20 protein-coding genes and 1 riboswitch are annotated in these 25,348 nt (G+C 68.2%); of the genes, 8 read left to right on the forward strand and 12 right to left on the reverse strand.

The features are described from left to right. Nucleotides 1-9: 9 nt before the first annotated feature. The 6 genes from ACT53Q_RS06385 to ACT53Q_RS06410 all read right to left on the reverse strand — a co-directional run bounded on the left by ACT53Q_RS06385 (nt 10) and on the right by ACT53Q_RS06410 (nt 6,246). A complete protein-coding gene (locus tag ACT53Q_RS06385; protein ID WP_476185833.1) occupies nt 10-1,350 on the reverse strand; it encodes a sigma-54-dependent transcriptional regulator in 1,341 nt (446 codons plus the stop codon). Nucleotides 1,351-1,384: 34 nt separating this feature from the next. After that, nucleotides 1,385-2,602, reverse strand: a complete 1,218-nt coding sequence (locus tag ACT53Q_RS06390; protein ID WP_476185834.1) for an ABC transporter permease — start codon at nt 2,600-2,602, stop codon at nt 1,385-1,387. A 73-nt stretch (nt 2,603-2,675) separates the two neighbouring features. After that, a complete protein-coding gene (locus ACT53Q_RS06395) occupies nt 2,676-3,986 on the reverse strand; it encodes an ABC transporter permease (protein ID WP_476185835.1) in 1,311 nt (436 codons plus the stop codon). Nucleotides 3,987-3,996: 10 nt separating this feature from the next. Continuing rightward, nucleotides 3,997-4,716: an ABC transporter ATP-binding protein gene (locus ACT53Q_RS06400; RefSeq protein WP_476185836.1), complete on the reverse strand. Its 720-nt coding sequence runs from the start codon at nt 4,714-4,716 to the stop codon at nt 3,997-3,999. A gap of 46 nt (nt 4,717-4,762) precedes the next feature. Then, entirely contained in the window at nt 4,763-4,972 is a 210-nt protein-coding gene (locus tag ACT53Q_RS06405; protein ID WP_476185837.1) for a hypothetical protein, read from the reverse strand. A gap of 2 nt (nt 4,973-4,974) precedes the next feature. Then, nucleotides 4,975-6,246: an efflux RND transporter periplasmic adaptor subunit gene (locus ACT53Q_RS06410; RefSeq protein WP_476185838.1), complete on the reverse strand. Its 1,272-nt coding sequence runs from the start codon at nt 6,244-6,246 to the stop codon at nt 4,975-4,977. A gap of 215 nt (nt 6,247-6,461) precedes the next feature. On the opposite strand from ACT53Q_RS06410, the gene glmS reads away from it, so the two are divergent. The 5 genes from glmS to ACT53Q_RS06435 all read left to right on the forward strand — a co-directional run bounded on the left by glmS (nt 6,462) and on the right by ACT53Q_RS06435 (nt 14,017). After that, nucleotides 6,462-8,303 carry a glutamine--fructose-6-phosphate transaminase (isomerizing) gene (gene glmS, locus ACT53Q_RS06415; protein WP_476185839.1) on the forward strand — a complete coding sequence of 614 codons (1,842 nt, stop codon included), beginning with the start codon at nt 6,462-6,464 and terminating at the stop codon, nt 8,301-8,303. Between the two features lie 306 nt (nt 8,304-8,609). After that, nucleotides 8,610-10,439 (forward strand): ABC transporter ATP-binding protein, encoded by a 1,830-nt coding sequence (locus ACT53Q_RS06420; RefSeq protein WP_476185840.1) that lies wholly within the window; start codon nt 8,610-8,612, stop codon nt 10,437-10,439. Nucleotides 10,440-10,480: 41 nt separating this feature from the next. Beyond that, on the forward strand, nt 10,481-11,887 hold the full coding sequence (locus tag ACT53Q_RS06425) for a PqqD family peptide modification chaperone (protein WP_476185841.1): 1,407 nt from the start codon (nt 10,481-10,483) through the stop codon (nt 11,885-11,887). A gap of 386 nt (nt 11,888-12,273) precedes the next feature. Beyond that, nucleotides 12,274-12,642, forward strand: a complete 369-nt coding sequence (locus tag ACT53Q_RS06430) for a hypothetical protein (protein ID WP_476185842.1) — start codon at nt 12,274-12,276, stop codon at nt 12,640-12,642. Then, nucleotides 12,632-14,017: an NADH-ubiquinone oxidoreductase-F iron-sulfur binding region domain-containing protein gene (locus ACT53Q_RS06435; RefSeq protein WP_476185843.1), complete on the forward strand. Its 1,386-nt coding sequence runs from the start codon at nt 12,632-12,634 to the stop codon at nt 14,015-14,017. Before ACT53Q_RS06430 ends, ACT53Q_RS06435 begins: the two co-directional genes overlap by 11 nt. Nucleotides 14,018-14,212: 195 nt before the next feature. Here ACT53Q_RS06435 and ACT53Q_RS06440 read toward each other — a convergent pair whose 3' ends face one another. Then, nucleotides 14,213-15,934, reverse strand: a complete 1,722-nt coding sequence (locus ACT53Q_RS06440) for a pre-peptidase C-terminal domain-containing protein (RefSeq protein ID WP_476185844.1) — start codon at nt 15,932-15,934, stop codon at nt 14,213-14,215. Nucleotides 15,935-16,495: 561 nt separating this feature from the next. On the opposite strand from ACT53Q_RS06440, the gene dinB reads away from it, so the two are divergent. After that, nucleotides 16,496-17,566 (forward strand): DNA polymerase IV, encoded by a 1,071-nt coding sequence (dinB, locus tag ACT53Q_RS06445; RefSeq protein WP_476185845.1) that lies wholly within the window; start codon nt 16,496-16,498, stop codon nt 17,564-17,566. Nucleotides 17,567-17,669: 103 nt separating this feature from the next. Here dinB and ACT53Q_RS06450 read toward each other — a convergent pair whose 3' ends face one another. The 5 genes from ACT53Q_RS06450 to ACT53Q_RS06470 form a co-directional block, all read right to left on the reverse strand. After that, on the reverse strand, nt 17,670-19,361 hold the full coding sequence (locus ACT53Q_RS06450) for a S8 family serine peptidase (RefSeq protein ID WP_476185846.1): 1,692 nt from the start codon (nt 19,359-19,361) through the stop codon (nt 17,670-17,672). 71 nt (nt 19,362-19,432) lie between these two features. Beyond that, nucleotides 19,433-19,960: a hypothetical protein gene (locus ACT53Q_RS06455; protein WP_476185847.1), complete on the reverse strand. Its 528-nt coding sequence runs from the start codon at nt 19,958-19,960 to the stop codon at nt 19,433-19,435. 148 nt (nt 19,961-20,108) lie between these two features. Further along, nucleotides 20,109-21,968 carry a TonB-dependent vitamin B12 receptor gene (btuB, locus tag ACT53Q_RS06460; protein WP_476185848.1) on the reverse strand — a complete coding sequence of 620 codons (1,860 nt, stop codon included), beginning with the start codon at nt 21,966-21,968 and terminating at the stop codon, nt 20,109-20,111. Between the two features lie 126 nt (nt 21,969-22,094). Next, nucleotides 22,095-22,325, reverse strand: a riboswitch (cobalamin riboswitch). 33 nt (nt 22,326-22,358) lie between these two features. Then, nucleotides 22,359-22,730, reverse strand: a complete 372-nt coding sequence (locus tag ACT53Q_RS06465) for a TfoX/Sxy family protein (RefSeq protein WP_476185849.1) — start codon at nt 22,728-22,730, stop codon at nt 22,359-22,361. A gap of 40 nt (nt 22,731-22,770) precedes the next feature. Continuing rightward, nucleotides 22,771-23,265 (reverse strand): GAF domain-containing protein, encoded by a 495-nt coding sequence (locus ACT53Q_RS06470; protein ID WP_476185850.1) that lies wholly within the window; start codon nt 23,263-23,265, stop codon nt 22,771-22,773. An 85-nt stretch (nt 23,266-23,350) separates the two neighbouring features. On the opposite strand from ACT53Q_RS06470, the gene bioD reads away from it, so the two are divergent. Then, complete coding sequence (bioD, locus tag ACT53Q_RS06475) at nt 23,351-24,034, forward strand: dethiobiotin synthase (RefSeq protein ID WP_476185851.1); 684 nt, start codon at nt 23,351-23,353, stop codon at nt 24,032-24,034. A gap of 133 nt (nt 24,035-24,167) precedes the next feature. Continuing rightward, a complete protein-coding gene (locus ACT53Q_RS06480) occupies nt 24,168-25,346 on the forward strand; it encodes an efflux RND transporter periplasmic adaptor subunit (RefSeq protein ID WP_476185852.1) in 1,179 nt (392 codons plus the stop codon). The last annotated feature ends 2 nt before the right edge of the window (nt 25,347-25,348 follow it).

Below are 25,348 nucleotides of genomic sequence, written 5' to 3' on the forward strand. Positions count from 1 at the left end.
CGGCGCGTGTCAGTCGCGGGCGATGCCGAGGCGTTCGATGCGGCGATAGAGCGCCTGCCGCGACATGCCCAGTTCCTGCGCGGCCTGTGCGAGCACGCCGCCGGCGCGCGCGAGCGCGGCCTCGATCGTCACGCGATCCGGTTCGATCGTGTCCGTCGCCGCTGCGGACACCGGCGGCGGTGGCGGCAGGCCGAGATCGGCCGCGCCGATGCGCGTGCCGGGCGCGAGCAGCGCGGCGCGCTGGATGGTGTTGCGCAGTTCGCGCACGTTGCCCGGCCAGCGGTGGCCCAGCAATGCACGCTCGGCCGCGGCGTCGAGCGTGCGGCCTTCCGGCAGGAAGTGCCGGGCCAAGGGCAGGATGTCGTCGGGGCGCTGCGCCAGCGGCGGCAGCCGCAGTTCGATCGCGTTGAGCCGGTAAAAGAGATCCTCGCGGAACTGGCCCGAAGCGATCAGCGCCGGCAGGTCGGCGTTCGTGGCGCTGACCACGCGCACCTTCACCTCGCGCTCGCGGTTGCTGCCGAGCCGCTGGAAGCGTCCGGTCTCCAGCACGCGCAGCAGCTTCACCTGGCCGGCCAGCGGCAGCGTGCCGATCTCGTCGAGGAACAGCGTGCCGCCGTCCGCGGCCTCGAACTTGCCTTCGCGGGCGCGATTCGCGCCGGTGTACGCACCGGCCTCGGCGCCGAAGAGTTCGGCTTCGATGAGATCCGCCGGCAGCGCGCCGCAGTTGAGCGCGACGAACGGGCCGTTCCGCACCGACGAATTCGCGTGGACGATCTCGGCCAGCCGCTCCTTGCCACTGCCGTTGGGCCCGGTGACCAGCACCGGCAGATCCGATCGTGCGATCTGCCCGGCGAGCTGCAGCACCGAACCGGTGAGCGGGTCCGCATGCACGAAGCCGCGCAGGTCGAACGCCGACAGCGCCTCGCGCCGACGCCGGTCGCCGGCGTCGCGTCGCGCAAGCTGCTGCCGCGTCTGCGACAGCTCCAGCAGGTTGTTCACCGTCGCGACGAGGCGGCGATCATCCCACGGTTTGGCGAGGTAGTCCGCGGCGCCGGCCTTCACCAGATCCACCGCGGAGCCGAGGTGCGTCCACGCCGTCAGCAGGATCACCGGCAGGTCCGGATGGCGCGCGCGGATCTCGCGGAACAGGGCTTCGCCTTCCGCACCGGACGTGGTGTCGGCCTCGAAGTTCATGTCCTGCACCACGAGGTCCACCGGCGTTTCCTCCAGCGCGGCGAGGCCTTCGGCGGGCGTCGCCGCCGTGCGCGTATCGATGTCGTGCAGCGAGAACAGCGTCTCCAGCGCAGTGGCGACCGCGGGGTTGTCGTCGATGACGAGGATCGTGGGCATGGCGGAAGCCTAGCAGGAGTCGCGATGCGCGGCTTCAGATGCTTCGTGTGGCGACCGCTGGCGGAACCGCGGCGCCGCGCCTCGCCGGCCCCAGCACGGCGAGCTGCCCGAGTGCCCACAGTGTGATCGCGCCGATCGGCAGGAAACTTGCAGGAAGCCTCGGGAGTTCGTAGTGCGCCATCAGCAACTGGTTGAGCGCGAAGGCGCCGAGCATGCCGAGCGCGATACCGGCGGAGACAAGGACGAAATTCTCGACCTGAAAGTAATGCAGGATCTGGCCGCGCGTCGCGCCCAGCGCCCGGCGGACGCCGATCTGCTTCGTCCGCTGCTGGACCCAGAAGCTGACCAGTCCGCCGATGCCGAAGGCGGTGATCGTCAGCAGCGCGATGCACACGATCGTCAGCAGCCACACCACGGAACGGTCGCGCCCGTAGTAGTCCTGGCGCATGTCGGTCAGCAGCTCCTGATTGTTGATCACGCGATTGCGATCGATCCGGTTGAGCGTGTCCACCGCGGCCTTCAGCACTTCGTTGCGCCTCTGCGGGTCCGTGCGCAGGACGTAGAGGCCCACGCTCATCCGCACCGGGAGGAATACCGAATAGCCGCCTTCTCCTGTGTCGCCGGTGTCGTTGGGCCGCAGGACGTGGTCGACGATGCCGACGACGCGCGTGGGCTCTTCGCCCCAGACGAGGAAGGTCTTGCCCAGCGGGTTCTTGCCGGGCCAGAGCTTGTCGGCGAAGGCGCGCGTCACGATCGCCGCGGGGAACGAGAGCGCGCTGCCGGGTTGATTCATCGCCTCCCATTCCAGGTATTCGTCCTTGGTGAAATCCCGGCCGGCCGTGACCCGCAGCCCGTAGGCTTCCAGCATCTCCTCGTCACCCAGGAACGTGCTGGCGTTGAAATCCGAGTTCTGCTGGTCCTTCGTGAGGCGCACGCCGCTGTTCCAGGAGGAGCCGCCGTAGGGGATCTGGTTGATGCTGGAAGCGGATTTGACGCCGGGGATCGCCCTCAGCGCGGCGATGTCGGTCTTCATGCGCGCGGTGGCGTCGGTTTCGCTGTCGAGGCTGCTGACCTGGATCCGCACGAGTTGGTCCTCGGTCAGGCCGCTGTCGCGGTTGATGCGGCCGATACGGTCCGAGATCAGGAACATGGCATTGCAGATGATCGTGCAGCTGAGCGCGATCTCGAGCACGATCAATGCGGCGGCGGTCTTGTGCCGAAGCAGTGTGGAGAGGATCGGACGGAGGTCCATGGCGGTGTTCCGGTTGGGGCGACAGAAGGCCGCGGGGGAATATGCGGAGCGCGACGCGGTGCTGCGTGTGCGCCTACTGCGACTTCAGCTGGATCGCGGGCGCGATCTGGCAGGCTCGCCATGCCGGCAGCAGCCCGGCCAGCAGGCTTGCGACCAGCGCCAGGACGAAGCACAGCGCGAGCATCGCCGGATCCAGGTGGGCAAGTGCCGCGTACTCGGTGGGTTGCTGTCGCACCGCCCACAGTCCGACCCAAGCAAGCCCAAGACCGAGCGCGCCGCCGATCAGCCCGACGGTACCCGCTTCGATGAGGCACTGCGCGAAGATGGCCCGACGCGAGGCGCCGAGTGCGCGGCGCACGCCGATGTCCTGGGCGCGTCGCAGGAACTTCGCCAGCAGCAGGCCCACCGTGTTGAGCAGGCAGACGCCGAGGAACCCGAACGCCAGCCACATCTGCAGGCGGACATCCGCAGGGACCGCGTTCATGACTTCGAGCCAGTCCATCAAGCCGTGCAGGCGCACGTTGGTCGGTCTTTCGAAGCGTCCGGCCTTGCGTTGTTCATCGGAATAGCCTTGGAGGTAGCGGCGGTACTTCGCCACCTTCTCGGGCGAGTCCAGTTCCACCCAGTACTGCAGCCAAGTGCAGGGTGCGTTGAGACCGGTCGAACCTTCGCTGTCGAGGTTCGCATTGCCCCAGCAATTCATGTTCCCCTGCGTCCCGAGCTTCAGCGCGCGCGACGTCGAGAACGGGAGGTAGACGTCCTCTTCGCCGCCATAGCGCTGATTGGTGAGGTCGTAGAAGCGCGGGTTCGGCTGCCAGGTGTCGAGGACGCCGACCACGCGGAAGTCATTGCGTGCGATGCGGAAGGTCTTGCCGACGCTGTTCCCGCCTTGGAAAAGGCGGTCGTTGAGCTTTTTCGAGATCACCGCGACGCGCGCGCGGGCGTCGTCGTCGGACGCTTTCCACGCATTGCCTTGGAGGAAGGGCACGTCGAACATGGCGAAGAAGTCGGCCGATGTGTAGCGCGCCTGCTCTGATGACGGCTTGGCGCTGCTGTTCTCCATGTCGACGATCACGCTGCCTGCGGTCATGACCGCCTGGCGGTCGCCGCGCTTCTGGCGGAGCAGAGCCTCGGCGTCGTACCGGGTCATCTGCTGCTCGGGCTCGTCGCCCGGGGTGAATCCTGACTTCGACCTTGGATCCATCCGCGGATAGAAGAGCACGCCGCTTTTCTGTGGGATCGGGTCACCCGAGAGCACGTGATAGACGGTAAGCGTGGTCATGGTTGCGCCGATGCCGAGCGCGATCGCGAGGATCATCAGCAGCGTGAGCGCCTTGTTGCGCCGGAGGCTGCGCAGGGCGAGATTGAGATAGTAGGCGAACATGGCGATTCCCTCAGGGCAGGGATGTGGCGGTCGTCGCGACCTGTCGCGCCAGGCCCGGGTCCGCCTGCAGGTCGGTGACCGTGCCGTCGACGATGTGCACGTTGCGCTGCGCGCGCGCGGCGAGTTCCGGGTCGTGGGTCACCATCACGATCGTGGTGCCCTGCGCGTTGATCTCCTCCAGCAGTTCCATCACGCTGCGCGCCATCTGCGAATCGAGATTGCCGGTGGGTTCGTCAGCGAGCAGCAGGCGCGGGCTGCCGGCGAGTGCGCGCGCGATCGCTGCGCGCTGCTGCTGGCCGCCGGAGAGTTCGGCCGGGAAGTGCTTCATGCGCGAGCCCAAGCCGACGCGCGACAGCGCGTCCTCGATCCGCGTACGGCGTTCCGACGCGGCCATGCCGCGGTAGCGCAGCGGCACGTCGACGTTGTCGAAGAGATTGAGGTCGGGGATCAGGTTGAAGCCCTGGAATATGAAACCGATCTTGCGGTTGCGCAGCCGCGACCGTGCATCGTCCCCGAGCCGGCTCACGTCCTCGCCATCGAGCAGGTACGTGCCGCCGCTGAAGTCCTCCAGCAGCCCGGCGATGTTGAGGAAGGTGGTCTTGCCCGAGCCGGAGGGTCCGGTGACGGCGACGAACTCACCTTCCTTCACTTCGACATCGAGCGAACGCAGTGCGTGGGTTTCCACCAGCTCTGTGCGATAGACCTTGGTGACGCCTTGCATATGCAACATTGGGAACTCCGTGAGTCAGTGTGCGGATCGGTGCGGGCGATGCAGGTCAGCCGCCGATGCGGAAGTGCGGTGGCATGGCCGGCGCAGGCGCGAAGCTGCCGGTGCGATGCGGGCGATGGTGTTCCGCGTCGTTGGCCGACGGCGCGAACACGACGGTCCGCAGCGGCGGCGGACGCAGTCGCAGCATCACGTCGGTGAGCGCTTCGGCGTCCCACTGCGCGACGAAGGGGGGGCTGTCGGGGGCCGGGATGGACATGATCATTCTCCGGAGATGCGGATGCGTTCGGCGTCGCCGAACCGTTCGGTGCCGGAGATCACGATGCGATCCCCCGGCTTGACGCCTTCGAGGATTTCCACGGCGTCGAGACTGCTGGCGCCTGCGCGGATGCGACGCTTCGTCGCGACGTCGCCTTCCATGACCCAGGCGATGGCGCCGCCGCCCTGTTCCACGAACGGGCCGCGTTCGACCATCAGCACGTTGCGGCGCGTGTCGAGCACGATGCGCGCGCTCAGGCGCTGGTTCTGGCGCAGGCCGGGCGGCTGCGTGCCCTTGAAGCGCAGGCGGGCGGACACTTCGCCGTTCACGACTTCCGGCGACACCGCCGAGATCACGGCCGGGAAGGTGCCGCTGCTGCCGGTGACTTCGGCGGGGATGCCCATGCCGAGGTCGCGGGCGAAGCTTTCCGGCACCTTGATCTCGACTTCGAACTCGGAGAGATCGACGACGCTGAGCACCGCGGCGTTCGCGGCGACGTTGGCGCGCTGTGCGACCAGCACCTGGCCGACCTGGCCGTCGAACGGCGCGCGCAGCGACAGCGCATCGACCTGGCGCTGCAGCTCCGCGACCACCGCGCGCTGGCGGTCGGCCTGCAGCCGCTTGTTGCGGCTGTCGAGGCCGGCGCCCTGGCCCTGCAGCGTGAATTCCTGCTGTGCCGCGGCCAGCGCGAGTTCGGACTTCTTCAGCGTGTCCTGCGCCCGCGCCACGTCGATCTGGGCGACGGCGCCGCCGTCGAACGCGCGCTTGTTGCGCTCCAGGTCGCGCGCGGCGGCGGTGCGGTCCACGCTCGCCTGGTCCAGCAGCTTGCGCGCGTTGGCGCGGGTGAGCGCGCCGTCGAGCTCGGCGCGCGAGGCTTCGGCCTCCAGCCCGGCCAGCGTGGCTTCTTCCTGCGCGAGGCGGCTGCGCAGCTCGGGGCTGTCGATCTCGGCCAGCACCTGGTCCTTCTTCACGGTGTCGCCGGCGACCACGCGCAGGGTGACGGTGCCGCCGGAGATCGCGTAGAGCGTCGGGCTGTTCGCCGAGATCACCCGGCCTTCGGCCGACAGGTCGCGGACGAGGTCACCGCGACGCACTTCGGCGATGCGCACGCGCTCGGCGTCGACCGAACGGCTGCCGCCGCGCCAGGCGACGACGACGGCCGTGGTCGCGATGGCGATGCCCGCGACGACGAGGAGGATCGTCCGCCGGCGGCGGCGGGTCTGGCCGGTGGCGGAAAGGGCGCGGTCCTGGGCGGCGGTGTCGCGAATGCTCATGGCGTGTCGGGCAGTGTGTTCACGCCATGGAACGCAAGCCGCGTGCCAATCGCAACCCATTGATCCAGATGGGTTTTGCATGTGGACGGGACTGTCCGCGGGCTGTCCGGACGTGTCCGCGCGGACGTTTGTCCGGGGTTTCGCCGTTACACTAGCCGCGCCCCGGACGCGCCGCCCGGCGATCCGTTCCGAACCCCGAGAGGTCTGCAGAATCCATGTGTGGCATTGTCGGCGCGATCGCGGATCGCGATGTGGTCCCCGTGCTGGTCGAAGGTCTGAAACGTCTGGAATACCGCGGCTACGATTCGGCCGGCATCGCGGTCGTCGATGACGCCGACGGTGGTCGCGACGTCCGCCGCGTGCGCCGCACCGGCCGCGTCGCCGAGATGGCGAACGCCGCCGCCGCCGAAGGCTTCTCCGCCCGGCTGGGCATCGGCCATACCCGCTGGGCCACGCATGGCGGCGTCACCGAAGGCAATGCGCATCCGCACATCAGCCAGGGCGTGGCGCTGGTGCACAACGGCATCATCGAGAACCACGAGGCGCAGCGCGAACGCCTGCACGCGCTGGGTTACGTGTTCGAGTCGCAGACCGACACCGAGGTCATCGCGCACCTCATCCACCACTACCTGTCGCAGGGCGACGACCTGCTCGCCGCGCTGCAGCGCGCGGTGAAGGAACTCGACGGCGCCTACGCGCTGGCGGTGATCAGCCGCGACGATCCCTCGCGCATGGTCTGCGCGCGCATGGGCTGTCCGCTGCTGATCGGCCTGGGCGAGGGCGAGAACTTCATCGCGTCCGACGTGTCGGCGATCGTGCAGGCCACGCGCCGCGTGATCTTCCTGGAAGAGGGCGACACCGCCGAAGTCACCCGCGAAGGCGTGCGCGTGTTCGATGCGTCCGACGCCGAAGTGAAGCGCGACGCCTTCGTCTCCGGCGTGTCGCTGGCGTCGCTGGAGCTGGGCCCGTACCGGCACTTCATGCAGAAGGAGATCCACGAGCAGCCGCGCGCCATCGCCGACACCATCGAGGCGATCGTCGACCGCGGTGCGTTCGCGCCCGACCTGTTCGGCGCCGATGCCGAGGCGATCCTGCGCGACATCTCCGGGCTGCAGATACTCGCCTGCGGCACCAGCTACTACGCGGGCCTGACCGCGCGCTACTGGTTCGAGGCCATGACCGGCCTGCCGTGCACGGTCGAGATCGCCAGCGAATACCGCTACCGCAAGGTCGTTGCCGATCCGCGCCAGCTGGTCGCCACCATCTCGCAGTCGGGCGAAACCCTCGACACGATGGAGGCGCTGAAGTACGCGAAGTCGCTGGGCCACGAGCGCACGCTGTCGATCTGCAACGTGCCCGAGAGCGCGATCCCGCGCGCCAGCAAGCTCGTGTTCTACACCCGCGCCGGCGCCGAGATCGGCGTGGCCTCGACGAAGGCCTTCACCACGCAGCTCGTCGCGCTGTTCGCGCTGGCGGCGACGGTCGCGAAGCTGCACGGCCGCCTGTCCGCGGACGAGGAAGCCGCGCTGATCGAGGACCTGCGCCACCTGCCCGGCAGCGTGCAGCACGCGCTGAACCTCGAACCGCAGGTCGCGGTGTGGTCGGAGCGCTTCGCGCCGAAGCAGCACGCGCTGTTCCTCGGCCGCGGCATCCACTATCCGATCGCGCTCGAAGGCGCATTGAAGCTCAAGGAAATCTCCTACATCCACGCCGAGGCCTACCCGGCCGGCGAGCTGAAGCACGGGCCGCTGGCGCTGGTCGACGCGGCCATGCCGGTGGTGGTGATCGCGCCCAACGACAGCCTGCTGGAGAAGGTGAAGTCCAACATCCAGGAAGTGCGCGCCCGCGGCGGCGAGATGTACGTCTTCACCGACGCCGACAGCCACTTCAGCGAATCCGAAGGCGTGCACGTGATCCGCACGCCGCGCCACGTCGGCACGCTGTCGCCGATCGTACACGCGATCCCGGTGCAGTTGCTCGCCTACCACGCCGCCCTCGCGCGCGGCACCGACGTCGACAAGCCGCGCAACCTCGCGAAGGCCGTGACGGTGGAGTGAGGCGCAGCGCGGCGCACACCGCGCTGCGTCGTGCTCCCCTTCATTGAAACAATGGCCCCGGCGCAAGGTCGGGGCCCACACCTAGAATGAGCACTTGCATGTGCTCGATGTATTGCAGTGCAGCAAGCCGCGATGACCATCGGTTGGTCTGGTCGAGCCGCAAGCAGGATTTTCATTGATGAAATCGATCGAATGGCTCGATACAAAGGGAAAATCGATCGATAGATTTCGCATGCTCATGGATGCAGCAGGCACTTGACATACCCATTGACGGCTGCACTAAATGCTCCCGGCATTGGGGGGTTTATGGATAAACGCTCTGCCAGCACGAAATCCGCGCGCATCCCCGGCAAGAAAGCCGGCTCCGAGCGTGCAGCCGCTGGATTCGCGACGCTCCTGAAAGCCTTCTGGCGGGATTTCATGGGGCCGCACAAGGCTTCTTTCGTGAAGGCCACGGTGCTGATGGTGCTGGCCGTTCTCTTGCAACTGCCGGCCCCGCTCCTGACCATGCGCATCATCGACGCCGCCGTCAGCGCTCGTGGACAGAGCGTCATCAATCAACTCTCGCTCGTGCTCGTCACGCTCGTGGTCTTGCGGCACGTTTTCTCGTACATCCAGGAAGGCCTCACCCTCCGTCTCAAGGAGACGGTGATCCTGGAAGTCCAATCGAGGATGTATCGCCACATCCAGTCGCTACCGCTGAGCTTCTTCTCCAGCAAGCATTCGACCTATCTGCAGTCGCGGATGATGAATGATTCGCGCGCGATCGAAGGCGCGCTGGTCAGGACCGTCATCACCGTCGCGATCAATGTCCTGACGTTCCTCATCGGCGCGGCGATCATCCTGGCGATCCACATCAAGGTCGGTTTCGTTCTGATCTTCGCGGTGGTCCCCTTCGCGTACATCCGCTACTACGCGAACCAGAAGATGCGCGACCTTAGCAAGGAAATGCAGGAAAAGCAGGCGGCGGCCTCGGCCACCGTCAGTGAGCGCCTGGCCGGGATCGCCACGATCAAGGCCCTGGGCCAGGAGGCTGCGCAGGCCGGGATCGTGACCCAGCAGCTCGGCGAGCTCAAGGACGTCTACATCAAGACCAACACTTACGGCATCGTCAGTACCGTGGGTACGAGCCTCGTGTCGTCGTTGAGCATCGCATTCGTCATGTGGTACGGCGTCAACAGCGTGAACGCAGGCTCGATGACGCTCGGCGAGGTCGTCGGTGTCCTGTCTCTGCTCAATTTCCTCTACGTCCCGATCAACACGCTCGTTGCCGCCAACATCAGCATCCAGCAGGCGACGACTGCGCTACAGCGGGTCTACGAATTCCTCGACGAGCCGACGGAGTCGTCGATCGACCGGGGGTTGAGGATCGAACAGGGCGGTATCCGCTTCAGCAAGGTGTCCTTCGCATACCAGCCGGGCAGACCGATCTTCCGCGATCTCGACCTTTCGATCAGCCCGAACGAGACGATCGCACTCGTCGGGCACTCCGGGGCCGGGAAGACTTCGCTGGTGCGCCTGCTACTCCGGTTCTACGAAGCCGACGAAGGCGCGGTGCTCATCGACGGCCATGATGTCCGCGACATCGATCTCGTGCACCTCCGCGCCGAAGTGGGGATCGTGGACCAGCAGACCTTCCTTTTCACCGGTACCATCCTCGAGAACATCCGGTTGGGACGCCCCGGTGCAGAGATCGAGGACGTGATTTCCGCGGCAAGGGCGGCCCACGCACACGACTTCATCTCGGCGCTGCCGAACGGTTACGACACCCAGGTCGGTGAGCGGGGGATGACATTGTCGGGTGGTGAATGCCAGCGCATCGCGCTCGCGCGGATGTTCCTGCGCAATCCGAGGATCCTCATCCTGGACGAAGCGGTTTCGGCCGTGGATTCCCAGTCAGAGTCCTTCATACAGCAATCGCTCCAATCCCTGATCCGGGGAAGGACCACGATCGTCATCGCCCATAGGCTGTCGTCGCTGCTGCTCGCGAAACGGATCGTGCTGATCGAAGACGGCGTGCTGGTGGAGGAGGGCAGCCATGAATCGCTGCTCGCCTCGCGGGGCGCATACGCCCGTCTCTTCCACCAGCAGTTCCAGTCGCAGGTCGTGAAGGAGCCGGGCCCGGTTGCATCGTAGGCGATTTGCCTCAACAAGGATTCCCACCTCAGGAGAACGACATGGACATGGTGATGCTTCCGCCGAGGACGCGGGTTTGGGAAGAAGGTGATTGGCACTTGTACTACGATCCGCACAACTTCGAGTGGGTGCGGGTCAATTCCTCCGGGCATTTCATCTTTTCCAGGTTGCAGCAGTACCGGCCGATCGAAGCGATCGCCGAAGAAGCGGCCGAGCACTTCGGGCTTCCCGTGGACAAGGCGCGCTCCGCTGTCGATGCCTTCGTCGATAACATGCTCGAAGCCGGCTTCCTCCACAAGAACCAGTACGAGGAGAGGGAGCGCATCAGCTTCGGGAAGCTGGAGTTCGCACACACCGTCTACATGCATCTGACGAACGATTGCAACCTCAAGTGCCCTTACTGCTACAACAAGAGCGACCGCGAATACAAGATTCGACTCGAGAAGCAGGGGAAAATCGCGTCGATCCTGGATACCGACGAAAGCAAGCACCTGATCACGCGGCTGGTGGAATGCGGCTTGCGGCATCTTGTGCTGACGGGGGGAGAGCCGTTGATGCGGCCGGATGCGCTCGAACTGATCGCGCACGCGCGTTCGCTCAGCCCGACCCTGAAGATCGAGGTGCTCACCAACGGGATCCTGATCAAACAACCTGTCGCCGAGCGACTGTGCGACTTGGTCGACATGGTCACCATCAGCCTCGACGGCCACGAGCGCCATCTTCACGAGCACTACCGCGGAAGGAATACGTTCGCTCCGACCATCCGCGGGATTCGCAAGCTGGTCGAGGTGCGCAATCAGCGCGGGCAGAGCAAGCCCTACATTTCGGTGGTGCCTGCCCTTACCGAAAGGAACATCGAGTTCATGAAGGAGATCTTCCAGTTCGCGCTGGATGATCTGGGCGTCAACGGCCTCGCCCCGATCCTGTTCCAGGCGGGCGACCATCAGGAATTGAGCCTGCAGCAGATTCCGACCATCGAGGAATGGACCTCGGCGCAAAAGCGCACCCGCGACTACCTGCAGACGAGGCCCCAAGCCAAGGCGCAGACTCCCGAGAAGCCGCGACCCGTGGCGCCGAGGAACCATTGCGGCGTCGGCTACGGTGAATTCAGCGTGGATCCGGCGGGATTCGTCTATCCCTGCCAGACCCTGCATTTCGACGAATTCCTCTGCGGCAACGTGAGGGACAAGGACATCAAGGAGATCTACGACACCTCCCCCGTGATGCTGCAGGTGAGGGGGACGGTCGTCGACGAACTCTCGGTTTGCCGCCATTGCGACCTTAAGTACCTGTGCAACGGCGGCTGCCGTTCGACCGCGTACAACGTCTATCGCGAATTCGACAGGCACAACGAGATCTACTGCCGGCACCTTGAGAAAATCGCCATTGATCGCCTCTGGGCGAACAGCGAGCTCCCGCTCCATTCCACGGAAAGTGCCTGCGCATGATCCGTGGTGTCCGGAAGCGGTAGAACGGAGCGTGCCTGGACCAGGCACGTCCTATTGTTGGTCCATCACAAGGAGTAACAAGCCATGTTTGATCCTCAAGCAATCGTTGGTATTCAGGACCGGAGCGTCGATCCCAGTTGCGGTTGCGGCTGCGGCTGCACCGGCGGCGCGGGTGGTGGTGGTGGTGGTGGCTCGGGCGCGGCCTGATCGGCTCCGAGCTTGATGAAAGGACGGCGGCCCCGGAAATTCACCCGGGGTCGCCACTCTCTAGGCTGGAGCCCGGGTTGCGCATGGATCGACTTCGAAGCATGGTCGCGGGTGTGTTGATCGTTTGTGCGGCGGGTGGCGCCCCTGCGTCCACGGCCGCTCAACGGGAAGCCTCCGGGATGCACCTGCAGGATGGGAAGCTCTACGTCGACGAGACGTTGGTGCTCGATGGCATCTCGGTCACGCGCACCGGGCGCGGCTACCTCTTCTTCTACATCTCGGATGTCGGTCTGGTGACCGTCGGCACGACGGTGTTCCCCGGCGCCCGCCCTTCTGGGCGTTTCGAGGGCATGACGATCAGGTTCTCGGCGAACGGGAGGAAATTCCTGATCGACGCATCGCGGTCGATCCTCGACGGTGGCGGCTCGCCCGCATGGGTGCGCGTCGATCCCTTGTATTCGCTCGAGACGACGTCGCCCATGATCGGATATGGCGACACTCCCGCCATTCCCTATCGCTGGCCTCGGCAGGTTCGACATGCTCATTGAAAGCCCGGTTTCGCCGCAAATCATGGAAGGAAGGCTGTTGCGTGACCATTCGCAAGGAAACGGCGCGGGGCTGCAGGGCTACCTCGATGCAGGGGGCTACACGTCGTTCGCCCCGGTCCTCGCGGATGGCGGCGCGGCAAAGGCACTCGACCTGCTGGAGGCTGCAGGATTGCGCGGACGTGCGGGCGGTGGTTTTCCCACCGCAGCGAAATGGCGCCAAGTGGCATCAAGCGGCCGGACGGTGCACTTCATCTGCAACGCACACACCGGGCAACCAGGTGGATTGAAGGAAAGTGTCATCATCCGTCGCAACCCGCATCGCGTGATCGAGGCGTGCGTTTGTTGCGCGGCGGTGGTCGGTGCTGCGGTAGCGATCCTTTATCTCGGGAGCTCGCTCGAGCAGGAACAGGCGCTGCTCGAGCAGGCGATCGAGGACGCAAGGGGCCGAGGCCTGATCGGCAGCGGCACCGGCGTTCCCGATATACGCGTCTGCAGGTCGACGGTCGGCTATATTGCCGGCGAGGAAACGGCGCTGATCGAAGTGATCGAGGGCCGTCCGGCCAGGCCGAGCCGAAAACCGCCGATGCCAACGAAATCGGGATTGCACGGCGAGCCCACGGCGATCGACAACCTCGAAACGGTGCTGCAGGCGTTCTACGCGCTGAGGCATGGTGCGGAGCACTTCCGCGAGGCCGGGACGCGGCATTGCACCGGGACACTGGTGTTTTCGGTCGTCGGTGAAGTCGAGCATCCTGGGCTCTACGAACTGCCGTTCGGGACGTCGCTGCGCGATTTGATCGCTGCGGCCGGCGGCATGTCGGAGGCGCGGTCATTCAAGGCTGCGATGGTGGGTGGCGTCAGTGGCACCCTGATGGCCGCGGTATACCTGGACACGCCGCTGGACTACGACAGCGTGAGGGAGCTCCGCGGCGACCTCGCGAGCGGCGTCGTGATGGTGTTTTCCGAAAGGACATCGATGGTCGATGTCGCGCGGCGACTGGGCGACTTCTACCAAGGCAACTCATGCGGGAAGTGCCAACCTTGCAGGGACGGGACTTGGCGTGTGCATTACATGCTGGACAATCTCGACCGCCTCGGCGAGAAGGCGATCGACTGGGCCCGCGTCAAGAGGCCCGACACGAAGCGGGAGATTTCATTGACGCTGCTCAACGACGTGGAAGAAGAGCGTGGCGCCATCAGTTATACGGACCACGGCGTGGGCCTGGACAAGATCAGGCTGCTTTGCAAATGGTATGAACACCGCGGCGATTGCCATTTCCCCGCCGAGGCGGCCAGGGCGATCCTGAGCGTGGTGAACGGTTTCGCCGACGAATTCGAAGAGACGATCCGGCCGATGGCGCTCGCGACCACCTGATAGGATCGTCATTGCGGCCGTCCGACCATGCGGCCGGTGGCCGCGCTTGATTCGCCGATCTCGCGCTCCCGTCCTGTTCTGCTGTGCGATCGTCGGGAAGACGCAAAAAAATGGCCCCGGCGCGAAGCCGGGGCCAAAAGCGGTGCCGTGGCGTTCACCGGGGACGGGCGTTCCCCGGCACCGCGTGTCGCAGGCTTACGGCGAGATCGTCGCCTTGAGGCTCACGCCCGAGAACGCGGCGTAGGCGCGGACGCCGACGTAGTACGTGCCCGCGGTCGGCGCGTTGAAGGTGCAGGTCTCGGCGTTGCCGGTGGTGTACGGACGGCAGTTGTACGTCGTGGTGGTCGGCGCGCTGCCGATCCGCACGTACAGGTCCGCGTCGCCGGTGCCGCCGGAGATCGTGAACACCGCGCTGGTCTTGCCGGCCGGAACGACGATCGTGTAGATCGGCGACCACGCGCTCTTCGCCACCGACGGCAGGGTCACGGCCGTGCCGCTGCACAGCACGGTGCCGCCGCAGCTGCCGCCGCCACCGGAGACCGTCACGGAGACCGTCTTCGTGCTGCTCAGGCCGCCCGTGTCCGTCACCGTCTCGCTGACCGAGTAGGTGCCCGCGGCCGCGTAGGTGTGGCTCGGGTTGGTCGCGGTCGAGGTCGAACCATCGCCGAACGTCCAGCTGTGCGTGCTGATGTTGTTCTCGGCGTCGGTGGACGTGTCGGTGAAGGTCGCGGTCAGGCCGCTGGAGGTCGTGGTGAAGTTCGCCACCGGTGCGGTGTTGGTGCTGCCGCCGGTCACGATCGCGTGCGAGATGGCGCACGAGTTCGTGTCGTTCGACCAGCTGGCCTGCTGGGCGAAGGTGCCGGTGCTGAAGGCGACGTTGGCGGCGCCGCCGGCGGAACCCGCGGCGATCCAGGCGCATTCGTCCGAGTTCTCGTAGCCGCTGTTCGCGGTCCAGCCGCCGGCCGGGAACTGGTCGGACATCATTTCGTGCCACTCGTGGCCCAGCGTCATCGTGTAGCCGTCGAGCTTGCCGGCGGTGCCCGAGTTCACGAAGTTGGTGCCGCAGGAGCTGCCGACGTCGATGTTGTACGGCTGGTTGCTGAAGGCGAGCGGGCCGTAGGTGGTCGGCGTGGAGATGCCCGGGTCACCGACGTAGTCGTGCCACGCGCAGTAGCCGTTGGTCGGGCTCTTGTAGTTGTCCGGGTTGGTGCCGGTGGGCGAGAGGATCACGTAGTAGGTGTAGCGGTTCGACGCGGCCGTGGTGTTGCCGAAGTGTGCGGCGGCCTTGTTGGCCTCGGCGGCCAGCTGCGCGGCGGTGGCGCCGGCGGGCGACGCGGCCGAGTTGTCGTACCACACGCCGGCCAGCACGTTCTGCTGGTACGGGATGCGCGCGATGGTGCCGGTGCTCGGGCAGCTGCTGGCGCCGGTGGCGACGCCCGGGCCGTCGCACCACTGCGTCAGTTCGGCGGACCACAGTTCGCCGTTGGTGCCGATGCCCTTGAACATCTTCTGCGCGGCGGGGCCGGCGCCGGCGGCGTCGTTGCTGAAGTTGAGGTAGCCGTTGGCGTCGGTGGTGGAGGTGCCCCACTGGCTGCCGTAGAAAACCAGGTAGACCTTGGACTGGCCGCTGAGCACGCCGACGCCGCCGGTGCCGCCGCGGTAGTACAGCGTGTTGGTCGAGGTGGCCTTGCCGATGATCGAACGGACCTGCCACTGCTTCATCGCGGCCTGGAGTTCGCGGGTCGGCACGGCGCCGTGGCGATACCCGTGCTGGTAGGCGGGCGCGTACGGGTTGCGTTCCGGCTGCGCGGGGGCGGCAGCCGCGGAGAACGCGGTGGCGCACAGGGCCGTCGCCGTCGCGGCGAGGGCGCCCTGCGACAGGATCCGGGGGATGAACCGGTTTCGTTTCGTGGACATCGCGGGTCGTCTTCCTTCTGGAGGTGGGTGTGGTGCTGCGGATCAGGGCGATAGCGGAGACACGACGCGGTCGCGGGCAACGGCGCATGCGCACGGGCCGCACTTCACCGCGCATCGCGTGGACGCGAAGCGGGCGGAGTGGCGATTCAGCGATGCGCCGGGCATTCCGTGCGAGCGCAGATCGAGGCTAGCAACGCGATCCGTGCCGCTCAATTGGCCGCGGGCAGGGATTCGGTGCCCGTGCGCGTCGCATGCAGGATGCAAACGAGAATTCTTCTCGTGGGCGCAGGATTCGTAGACTCGCCGCGTCGATCGGCGCCGGTCCGGTACAGGAAACTGGACTTCCCGCGCACGAACGAGAAAGATTACGGTTCGGTAATTCGGCGCTTAATGTTGCCCTAATGATGCGGGAAACCCCTGAAAAGCAGCGGGAAAAACCGGTTTTTCCGGTGTTTCCGCCGCCATGGCGTCCGATGCGTCGCAACATGGCACGCCGCGGGGTTGCGCAGGCGCCGGCCGTTTCGCGCCAAGATGGCCGCGCCTGAACGCTCCGTCGAGACCATGCGCAAGATCCTCCACATCGACATGGACGCCTTCTACGCGTCGGTGGAGCAGCGCGACGATCCGTCGCTGCGCGGCCGGCCGGTGGTGGTGGCCTGGCGCGGCGAACGCTCGGTGGTGTGCGCGGCGTCGTACGAAGCGCGGACGTTCGGCGTGCGTTCGGCGATGCCGGCGATCCGCGCCGAGCGGCTGTGCCCGGACGCGGTGTTCGTGCCGCCGGATTTCGTGCGCTACAAGGCCGTGTCGCGGCAGGTGCGCGAGATCTTCGCGCGCCACACCGACCTGATCGAGCCGCTGTCGCTCGACGAAGCCTACCTCGACGTCACCGTGCCGAAGGGCGGCCAGGCCACCGCCACCGAGGTCGCGCAGGCGATCCGCGCGCAGATCCGCGAGGAGACGCAGCTCACTGCATCCGCGGGCGTGGCGCCGAACAAGTTCCTGGCGAAGATCGCCTCCGACTGGCGCAAGCCCGATGGGTTGTTCGTGATCCGTCCGCACCAGGTGTTCGATTTCCTCACGCCGCTGCCGGTGGGCTGCATCCCGGGCGTGGGCAAGGTCGCGCAGCAGCGGCTGGAGGCGCTGGGCGTGAAGACCGTCGGCGACCTGCGCAGCGTCGATCTCGCGGTGCTCCACGAGGCCTTCGGCAGCTTCGGCGTGCGCCTGCACGAGCGCGCGCAGGGCATCGACGAGCGACCGGTCGAACCCGACCAGCCCGTGCAGTCGATCTCGTCCGAGGACACGTTCCCGCGCGATGTCCTGCTCGACGAGATCGAACCGATGATCCGCACGCTCGCCGAGAAGACGTGGGCGGCGTCGCGCAAGGTCGAGCGCGTGGGGCGCACGGTGGTGCTGAAGCTGAAGACCGCGCAGTTCCGCATCCTCACCCGCAGCCACACGCCCGACGCGCCGCCGGCATCGCTGGAACAGTTCACCGCGATCGCGCTGTCGCTGCGCGAGCGCGTCGAGCTGCCGCCGCAGACGCGCTATCGCCTCGTCGGCGTGGGGCTGGGCAATTTCCGCGATCGCGAGACGCTGCTGCCGCCGCAGGCGGCGCTGTTCCCCGACGCCTGACACCTGCTTCGGTAGAGCGGAGCGCAGCTCCGCTGCCCCCTTTCCGGAGCCGGGGCAGCGGAGCTTTGCTCCGCTCTACGAGGCGCTTGCGGTGACATCGCGATCAACCCGCCGGCTTCTTCCACGCCTTCGCCAGTGCGACGGCCTTCGCGGCGTCGATGCGGCCATGGCCGAAGCGGTTGGAGTGGCCGTTGGCCTTGTACGCCGATGCCGGGCCGATCTTCTTCGCGCTGGCAATGAGGATCCCGCGCACGTCGTCGGGCGTCATCTCCGGCTTCAGCGACAGGATCAGGGCGCAGAGGCCGGCGACCAGCGGCGTGGCCGACGAGGTGCCGCCGAAGTCGTTGGCGAACAGCCCATCGGCGCCGCCGGCCGCGACCGCGCCGATGTTGAAGCCGCGGCCGGGCGTGGACACGTCGGTGGTGAAGATGCCGCGGGTGCCGCCGTTCGACGGCGCGACCACGCAGACCTGCGCGCCGGTGTTGGAGTACCAGGCGAGGTCCTCGGCGTCGGTGGACGCGCCGATCGCCATCGCGTTGACGTCGGAGGCGGGATAGTCGACCTGCTTGCGTTCGTCGTTGCCGGTGGCGCACACCACCACCGCGCCGCGGCCCTTGCGCCCGATCGCGCGCGCGTCGCGCAGCGCGTACTCGATGTCGGGGCTCTTCGCGCCACCCCACGAGCACGAGATCACGTCGGCGAAATGCGCGGCGTAGCGGATCGCGTCGGCGACGCGGCTGTCGCTGGCGAGGTCGTCGGCGTGGAACACCTTCACCGGCAGCAGCCGGCAGTTCGGCGCCAGCCCGTAGGCCTTCGGGCCGCGGCCCACGGCCACGCCCGCGCAGCAGGTGCCATGGATGTCGTTGCCGGCCATTTCCTCGAACGGTGCGCGGAAGCGCTTCGGTCGCGGATTGAAATGGTCGGCGTCGTCATCGGGCAGGTAGAAATCGCGGCCGCACAGGTCGCGCGGCTCGTCGGGATCGGGATTGCGCAAGAGATTCGCACGCAGTTCGGGATGCTCCACGTCGATGCCGTCGTCGAGCACCGCCACCACGATGTCGCGCTTGCCGCGGGTGAGCTTCCACGCCTGCGTCGCGCCGACCAGCTTCAGGTGCCACTGCTTCGCCGACGGCGCACCGGCGGCCGCGGGTGCGCTGCGCCGGTACTGCGAGATGAAATCCGGCGCGGCGAACGCGACCTCGTCCAGCGCCGACAGCTTCGCGGCCAGCCGCACCAGCGCTTCGCCGGGGAACAGGCCTGCATCGTCGCTCAGGGTCACCTGGCCGGGCGCGAGCGGATTCTCCGCGAACAGCCGCAGCCCGCTCTCGCGGATGATGGCGTTGCGCACCTTCTGCGGCGTGCCCGGCTTGAAGCGCAGCACGACCTGCTTGTAGAGGATGCGCATCAGCTGCGTCTCGCGATCGAGGTACGCGCTGATGGTCTTGCGTCCCAGTACGTCGCCCAGTGCGCGCGTGGCCGCCCTCGCGCGCACGGCGGAGGCGGTGCGCGTGGCCGCGGCGGAAGGACGCGCGGGCGCGGGCGCGGCGAGGGGCGCATGCGACGGCAGTTCGAAGAACGCCTGTGCCGCGCGCATCACCCGCGCGGTGGCCATGGCGGCGGTGGGCGTGCCCGACAACTGGGCGACGGTGGTGCCGTCGATGGCCTCCAGCGTCAGCGGCAGCGATTCCAGGCCGACCCAGTCGCCATCGGCCATGCGCATGCCGAGGTCGGCGAGGGGGGCGATCTCGACGGTGGCCGGGGCGGCGACGGCCTCGGTATCGGGCAATACGGCCATGGGGGCGTCCTCACTTCCTGTGGCGGGGGAACGGCGGTGCGGGCAGCGTCCGCGGCCTGGGCCGCGCGGGATCACGTCCGGTTGAACGCGCTTTCGGCATCGAACCAGACGGCCTCGACCTGCTCGTCGCGCTCGATCCGGCCGCTCACGTCGGGCAGGAACACATCGCTGCCGGCGGCGGGACGGAACAGCGCCTGCTGGCGCGTGAACTTGGTCCTGCCGACCAGTTCCAGAGCGTAATTCGAAGCGATCTCACGCAATGCGTCTTCGCTGGCGTCGTTGCCGAATCGCAGCGAGAGCAGGCCGGTGGGATAGCGCGGGCGGCCGGCGTCGTCGACCAGCGCCGGCAGCACCACGTAGGCATCGCCCAGCAGCCGGTGCAGGCTGGTCCAGCCGGCGCGCACGCTGCGGGGCCGGCGCTTGAGCCGCACCAGCCAGCCCGGCGTCGGCCCGGCGAGGGGCTCCACCTGCGCCTTGTCGGCGAGGCGTTCGGCCGGATCGGGCATCGATGCGCGCGCGGCCTTCTTCGCGGGCACGGTGGCGGCCGCGGGCCTGACCACGAAGAGGCCGGGATTGAGTTGTTCGGACGGGGTCGGCATGGCGGTTGCCGGAGCGGGACGGCGGAGGGCGCGATTTCGGGACGAGCGTCGTGGAAACGATACGCCAAAAACGTGACGGCGGAGGTTCCGCCGTTCAGCCGCCTGCCGGCCATCCCGGGCGGGCCTTCCGCCCGGGACGCCGGGGCCGTCAGTGGCCCGGATCGAAGCGGACCGCCACCGTCCACGTGCGGCCGGCCTGGTTGTAGTAGACCGCGGTCTCGTAGCGGCGGTCGAACACGTTGGCGACGCCGGCCTGCAGCGTCCAGGCGTCGGCGAGGCGGTACTCGGCGCGCAGGTCGAGCGTGGCGAAACCGCCGAGGCGGCGGCTGTTGGCCACGTCGTCCCAGCGCGCGCCCTCGGCCATGCCGGTCACGCCCACGCGCACGGCGCCGAAGGCGCGGTCGACGTCCAGCCGCGCGGTCTCGCGGGCACGGCGCGGCAGGTCCTTGCCGCGATTCGGGCCGGCGGCGCGGTTCTCGGGATCCAGCCAGCTGGCGGCGCCGTTCACGTTCCAGCCGTACAGCGTGCCGTCGGCGCGCAGCTCGGCGCCGCGCAGGCGGGCCTCGTCGATGTTGTTGGGCAGGCCCAGCGAGGCGTCGTAGGCGATCAGGTCATCCACGCGCGTCTCGAACGCATCGAGATGCACGCCGATGGCGTCGCCGCGCCACGCCAGCCCGGCCTCGGCCGTGCGCGAGGCTTCCGGACGCAGCGCCGGGTTGCCGAAGAACGGGTAGTACAGCTCGTTGAAGGTCGGCGCCTTGAACGCGGTGCCGTAGCCCGCGGTCACGCGCCAGCCGTCACCTAAACCCAGGCCCCACGCCGCGTTGCCGGTGGTCTTGCCGCCGAACTGGTCGTTGTCGTCGCGACGCAGCGCGAGCTGCACGTCGTGCTTGCCGAAGCGGCCCTGGTACTGCGCGAACGCCGCGCGGTCGCCGCGGCGGTTGTCGTCGAAGACGGTGTCGCTGCTGACGCGATCGCGCAGCCAGTCGGCGCCGACGGTGATCGTCTGGCCTTCGGCCGGCACGAAATCGGCCTGCACCGACGCGGTGTCGCGGCGGCTGGCGAAAAAGCCGTTCGGCGCGTCGCCGAGGAAGTTGTCGGAACTGTCCTTGTTGCTGCCGGCGGACACGGTGAGCGTGAACGCATCGCTCGCCTTCCACTGCAATTGCGCGCCGACGGCCTGCTGCACGATGTCGGAGTTGTCGACGAAGCTGCCGTCGTAGTCGTTGTGGCCGCTGACGTGCAGCGCGTGCGCCTGCAGCGTGACGTCATCGCCGATCGCGACGCCGCCGCGCACCGACACCGCGCGGTTCTCGTAGCCGTCGCGATCGGTCTGGCCGTCGACGAAGCAGCCGGCGAACACCGGGAATCCCGCGCCGCGGCAGGCGTCGATGCCGTCGGTCGTCACCAGCCCGGCGTCGAAGCCGAACCAGCCGCGGTCGTTGCCGCCGCCGAAGCCGAGGCCGCCTTCGCGACGGCCGTGGCTGCCGGCGCCGGCGTGGAAGCGGAACGTCGCCGCGCCCTGGTCGCGACGCGTGAAGATCTGGATCACGCCGCCGATGGCATCGGAGCCGTACAGGCTGGAGCGCGGGCCGCGCACGATCTCGATGCGGTCGATCAGCGCGATCGGCAGGTCCTGGAACGAGGCCAGGCCCGACGTCGCCGAACCGATGCGCACGCCGTCGACCAGCACCAGCACGTGGTCGGATTCGGCGCCGCGCACGAACAGCGTGCTGAGCTTGCCGTCGCCGCCCTGGTTGCTGAGGTTGATGCCGGCGCGGCCGCGCAGCAGCTGGCCGAGCGAGCTGGCCTGGCTGCGCTGGATGGCGTCGCGGTCGACCACTTCGACCGGCGCCAGCGCCGCATCGACGGTGACCGCCGTGCGCGTGGCGGTGACGACGACCGTGTCGAGCGCATCGGCATCGTCGCCGGTCTCTGCGGAAAAGGCGGAAGGGGAGAACAGCGCGGCCGAAACGGCCAGCGCCAGCGTGATCTTGCGGAAAGACATTCGGGACTCCATCGCGCGCACCCGCGCGGCGAGACATCAGGCGGGAAGTCGCGAACGGAGGACAGGCTGCGAGCGGCGGGCCGCGCGGACGCGGACGGCGACATCGCCGCGACGCCCTCCGCATCGCAACCGTGTGGCTTCGTGGCCGGTCTCCGGACTCGCGCGCGAACGGAGGGATCCGTTCGGTCGTCGCGCCTTCCCGTGGAGACCACAGTGGCGGATGCGACGATTTGACGCGCTTACCGTTGCGGGGGCAGTGCCGGGATCGTTCCGGAGATGTTCCGGAACCCACCGGCTTCCCGTTTCAATCCCGTGGCGAAGAAACGCCTCAGGATCACCGCGAAGCGCGCGCAGTGTAGCCGATCGCCCCGAGCTGGGCGGGCAGGCGGCTCAATCGCCGCTGTCGGGCTCGTCGAACAGGCGGAAGGCCGGGGCGGCCTCTTCGCGGACGGTGTGGGTGGTGGTCACCGGCGAGGCGACCGGGCGGCCGCGCGGCGGCGGCAGCAGGGCGATGGCGGCGTCGGCGGCGACCAGCAGTTCGCTGCGGCGTTCGGCCGGGACGTCCTGCCAGTGGCAGTCCATCAGCGCGCCTTCCAGCGCGTACAGCAGGTTGAGGCTGGGCTTGAAGCCCGCGCGCTTGACGCGCATGAAGGCTTCCAGCGCGCCGATCGCGCGCAGGTCTTCCTCGGTGCGCAGGCCGACCTGGCGTAGCCAGGCCGCGCTTTTCGGACCGATGTTGCGGAGTTTGATGGACGTCGCCATGGGCGGATGGGATCGCGAAATGAAATCGTGGCGTCGCGGCTCAACCGTCCGTGCGCAGACTGCGCACGAACAGCGCCGCGATCGTTTCGAGCCCTGCCTGATCTTCAACGCCGAATCGGTCCGGAACCGGACTGTCCAGATCGAACACGCCGAGCAGCGCGCCGTCGCGCACCAGCGGCACCACCAGTTCCGAACGCGAGGCCGCATCGCAGGCGATGTGGCCGGGGAAGGCGTGCACGTCGGCGATGCGCTGGGTCTCGCGGGTCCGTGCCGCCGCGCCGCAGACGCCGCGGTCCAGCGGGATGCGCACGCAGGCGGGCAGGCCCTGGAACGGGCCGACCACCAGCTCGGTGCCGTCGAAGAAGTAGAAGCCGACCCAGTTGAGGTCGGGCAGCGCGTGGTAGACCAGCGCCGAGAGATTCGCCGCGTTGGCGATGCGGTCGTGTTCGCCGGCGAGCAGGGCGTCGGCCTGCGCGGCGAGCTGGGCGTACTGTTCCGGCTTGTCGCCGGTGAGCGGAATGGCGGCGAAACTCATGCATGCAGTGTAACAGCGGTGTCGCCGCGCCTTACCATGCCTTCCCCGCGCGGGCGCCCGCGTGTCCGCGCATGGAGTCCCGACGATGACCGCATCGCCTGCCGCCCGCAGTCTCTACGTCACCGGCACCGACACCGGCGTCGGCAAGACCGTCGCCAGCGCCGCGCTGCTGCACGCCTGGCGCGCGCGCGGCCTGCGCGCGATCGGCATGAAACCGATTGCGAGCGGCTGCGACGCCACGCCCGACGGCTGGCGCAACGATGATGCCCTGCGCCTGCAGGCCGCCAGCGATCCGCGCCCGGGCTACGACGACGTGAATCCGTGGGCGCTGCCGGCCGCCACCGCGCCGGCGTTCGCCGCGCGCGCGGCCGGCGCGACGATCACCCCGGCGCCGATCCTCGCCGCGCACGCGCGGCTCGCGGCGCAGGCCGACCGCGTGCTGGTGGAAGGCGTCGGTGGCTGGGAAGCGCCGCTGGACGACGCGTTCTCGCAGGCCGATCTGGTGCGCGCGCTGTCGCTGCCGGTGGTGCTGGTGGTCGGCCTGCGCCTGGGCTGCCTCAACCATGCCGCGCTCACCGCGCGCGCCATCGCCGCCGACGGCTGCGCGCTCGCGGGCTGGATCGTGTCGGAGATCGAGGCGGACATGCCGTTCCGCGAGGAGAACCTCGCGTGGCTTGCGCGGCATCTGCCGGCGCCGTGCTGGGGCGTGCTGCCGTTCCATGCGGAGGCGTCGGCGCCGGAGCGCGCGCGGCATCTGACGCTGCCATAGGCGCACGCGATCATGCGACGTGCACGATGGCCGGCGATCTTGCCGCCACGGCCGCGCCCATCACTTTCGGCACGGCGACATCGATGTCGTGCGCGCTAGACTGGCCCGCCGATCCCGTTGCCGAGAGGTCGCCATGCGTCTTCGACGTTCTCCCGTGCTGCTGGCGCTGGCCTGCACCTTCACGCTCGCCGCCTGTGGCGGCAAATCCGCGGATGGCCAGGGCGCCGAGGGCGGTGGCCCGCCCGGTGGCGAAATGGCGCTGCCGGTCGAAGCGGTCACCGTGACCCCGCAGCCGCTGTCCTCCGGCCTGCAGACCGTCGGCAGCCTGCGCGCGGACGAAGCGGTCTCGGTGCGCGCGGAACTGCCGGGGCGCATCACCCGCATCCATTTCGAGGAAGGCGGCCACGTCGTCGCCGGGCAGCCGCTGTTCACGCTCGACGCCAGCCTGCCCGAGGCCGCGCTGAAGGAAGCGCAGGCGAACCTCGAGAACAGCCGCCGCGCCGCCGCGCGCGCCAAGGAGCTGCTGGTCGGCAAGCTGGTCGCGCAGGCCGACTACGACAAGGCGCGCGCCGTCCTGGGTGTCGACGAGGCGCGGGTGAACTCGGCGCAGGCCACGCTCGCGAAGTACACGATCCGCGCGCCGTTCTCCGGCCAGGTCGGGCTGCGCAACGTCAGCATCGGCGCGTTCGTCACCGCCGGGCAGGAACTCATCACGCTGGTCCGCGTCGATCCGATCGAGGTCGACTTCAGCGTGCCCGAGCGCGCGCTGACCCAGCTGTCGCGCGGGCAGGCGATCCGGATCGAGGTCGACGCCTTCCCGGGCGACCGCTTCGGCGGCCACGTGCTCGCGATCGACCCCAGCATCGACGCCAACACCCGCAGCGTGAAGCTGCGCGCGCAGATCGGCAATCCGGACGGGCGCCTGCGCCCGGGCCAGTTCGCGCGCCTGCAGCTCGAATCCGCCGGCGATGCGCAGGCGCTGCTGGTGCCCGAGCAGGCGCTGATGCAGGAGGGCGACACCCGCTTCGTCTACACCGTCGTCGGCGGCAAGGCGAAGAAGACCGAGATCAAGACCGGCCTGCGCGTGCCGGGCAAGGTCGAGGTGATCGAAGGCCTGCAGCCGGGCGCGGTGGTGATGACCGCCGGCCAGGCCAAGCCGATGATGCACGACGGCATGGCCGTGACGGTGCTGCCGCCGGACGGCGCCGCGCCGGCGCCCGGCGGTGCCGCGAAGCCTGACGCAGGCACGAAGCCTGGCGGCGCCGCGAAACCCGAGGCGGGCGCCGCGCCGGCCGCGAAGCAGGGCGGCTGAGC

Source organism: Lysobacter sp. DMC97 (genome assembly GCF_056313745.1).

Coding starts and splice junctions, on each gene's coding strand:
- ACT53Q_RS06385 (WP_476185833.1), bottom strand. CDS start 1,350: ATGCCCACGATCCTCGTCATCGACGACAACCCCGCGGTCGCCACTGCG.
- ACT53Q_RS06390 (WP_476185834.1), bottom strand. CDS start 2,602: ATGGACCTCCGTCCGATCCTCTCCACACTGCTTCGGCACAAGACCGCC.
- ACT53Q_RS06395 (WP_476185835.1), bottom strand. CDS start 3,986: ATGTTCGCCTACTATCTCAATCTCGCCCTGCGCAGCCTCCGGCGCAAC.
- ACT53Q_RS06400 (WP_476185836.1), bottom strand. CDS start 4,716: ATGTTGCATATGCAAGGCGTCACCAAGGTCTATCGCACAGAGCTGGTG.
- ACT53Q_RS06405 (WP_476185837.1), bottom strand. CDS start 4,972: ATGTCCATCCCGGCCCCCGACAGCCCCCCCTTCGTCGCGCAGTGGGAC.
- ACT53Q_RS06410 (WP_476185838.1), bottom strand. CDS start 6,246: ATGAGCATTCGCGACACCGCCGCCCAGGACCGCGCCCTTTCCGCCACC.
- glmS (WP_476185839.1), top strand. CDS start 6,462: ATGTGTGGCATTGTCGGCGCGATCGCGGATCGCGATGTGGTCCCCGTG.
- ACT53Q_RS06420 (WP_476185840.1), top strand. CDS start 8,610: ATGGATAAACGCTCTGCCAGCACGAAATCCGCGCGCATCCCCGGCAAG.
- ACT53Q_RS06425 (WP_476185841.1), top strand. CDS start 10,481: ATGGACATGGTGATGCTTCCGCCGAGGACGCGGGTTTGGGAAGAAGGT.
- ACT53Q_RS06430 (WP_476185842.1), top strand. CDS start 12,274: ATGCACCTGCAGGATGGGAAGCTCTACGTCGACGAGACGTTGGTGCTC.
- ACT53Q_RS06435 (WP_476185843.1), top strand. CDS start 12,632: ATGCTCATTGAAAGCCCGGTTTCGCCGCAAATCATGGAAGGAAGGCTG.
- ACT53Q_RS06440 (WP_476185844.1), bottom strand. CDS start 15,934: ATGTCCACGAAACGAAACCGGTTCATCCCCCGGATCCTGTCGCAGGGC.
- dinB (WP_476185845.1), top strand. CDS start 16,496: ATGCGCAAGATCCTCCACATCGACATGGACGCCTTCTACGCGTCGGTG.
- ACT53Q_RS06450 (WP_476185846.1), bottom strand. CDS start 19,361: ATGGCCGTATTGCCCGATACCGAGGCCGTCGCCGCCCCGGCCACCGTC.
- ACT53Q_RS06455 (WP_476185847.1), bottom strand. CDS start 19,960: ATGCCGACCCCGTCCGAACAACTCAATCCCGGCCTCTTCGTGGTCAGG.
- btuB (WP_476185848.1), bottom strand. CDS start 21,968: ATGTCTTTCCGCAAGATCACGCTGGCGCTGGCCGTTTCGGCCGCGCTG.
- ACT53Q_RS06465 (WP_476185849.1), bottom strand. CDS start 22,730: ATGGCGACGTCCATCAAACTCCGCAACATCGGTCCGAAAAGCGCGGCC.
- ACT53Q_RS06470 (WP_476185850.1), bottom strand. CDS start 23,265: ATGAGTTTCGCCGCCATTCCGCTCACCGGCGACAAGCCGGAACAGTAC.
- bioD (WP_476185851.1), top strand. CDS start 23,351: ATGACCGCATCGCCTGCCGCCCGCAGTCTCTACGTCACCGGCACCGAC.
- ACT53Q_RS06480 (WP_476185852.1), top strand. CDS start 24,168: ATGCGTCTTCGACGTTCTCCCGTGCTGCTGGCGCTGGCCTGCACCTTC.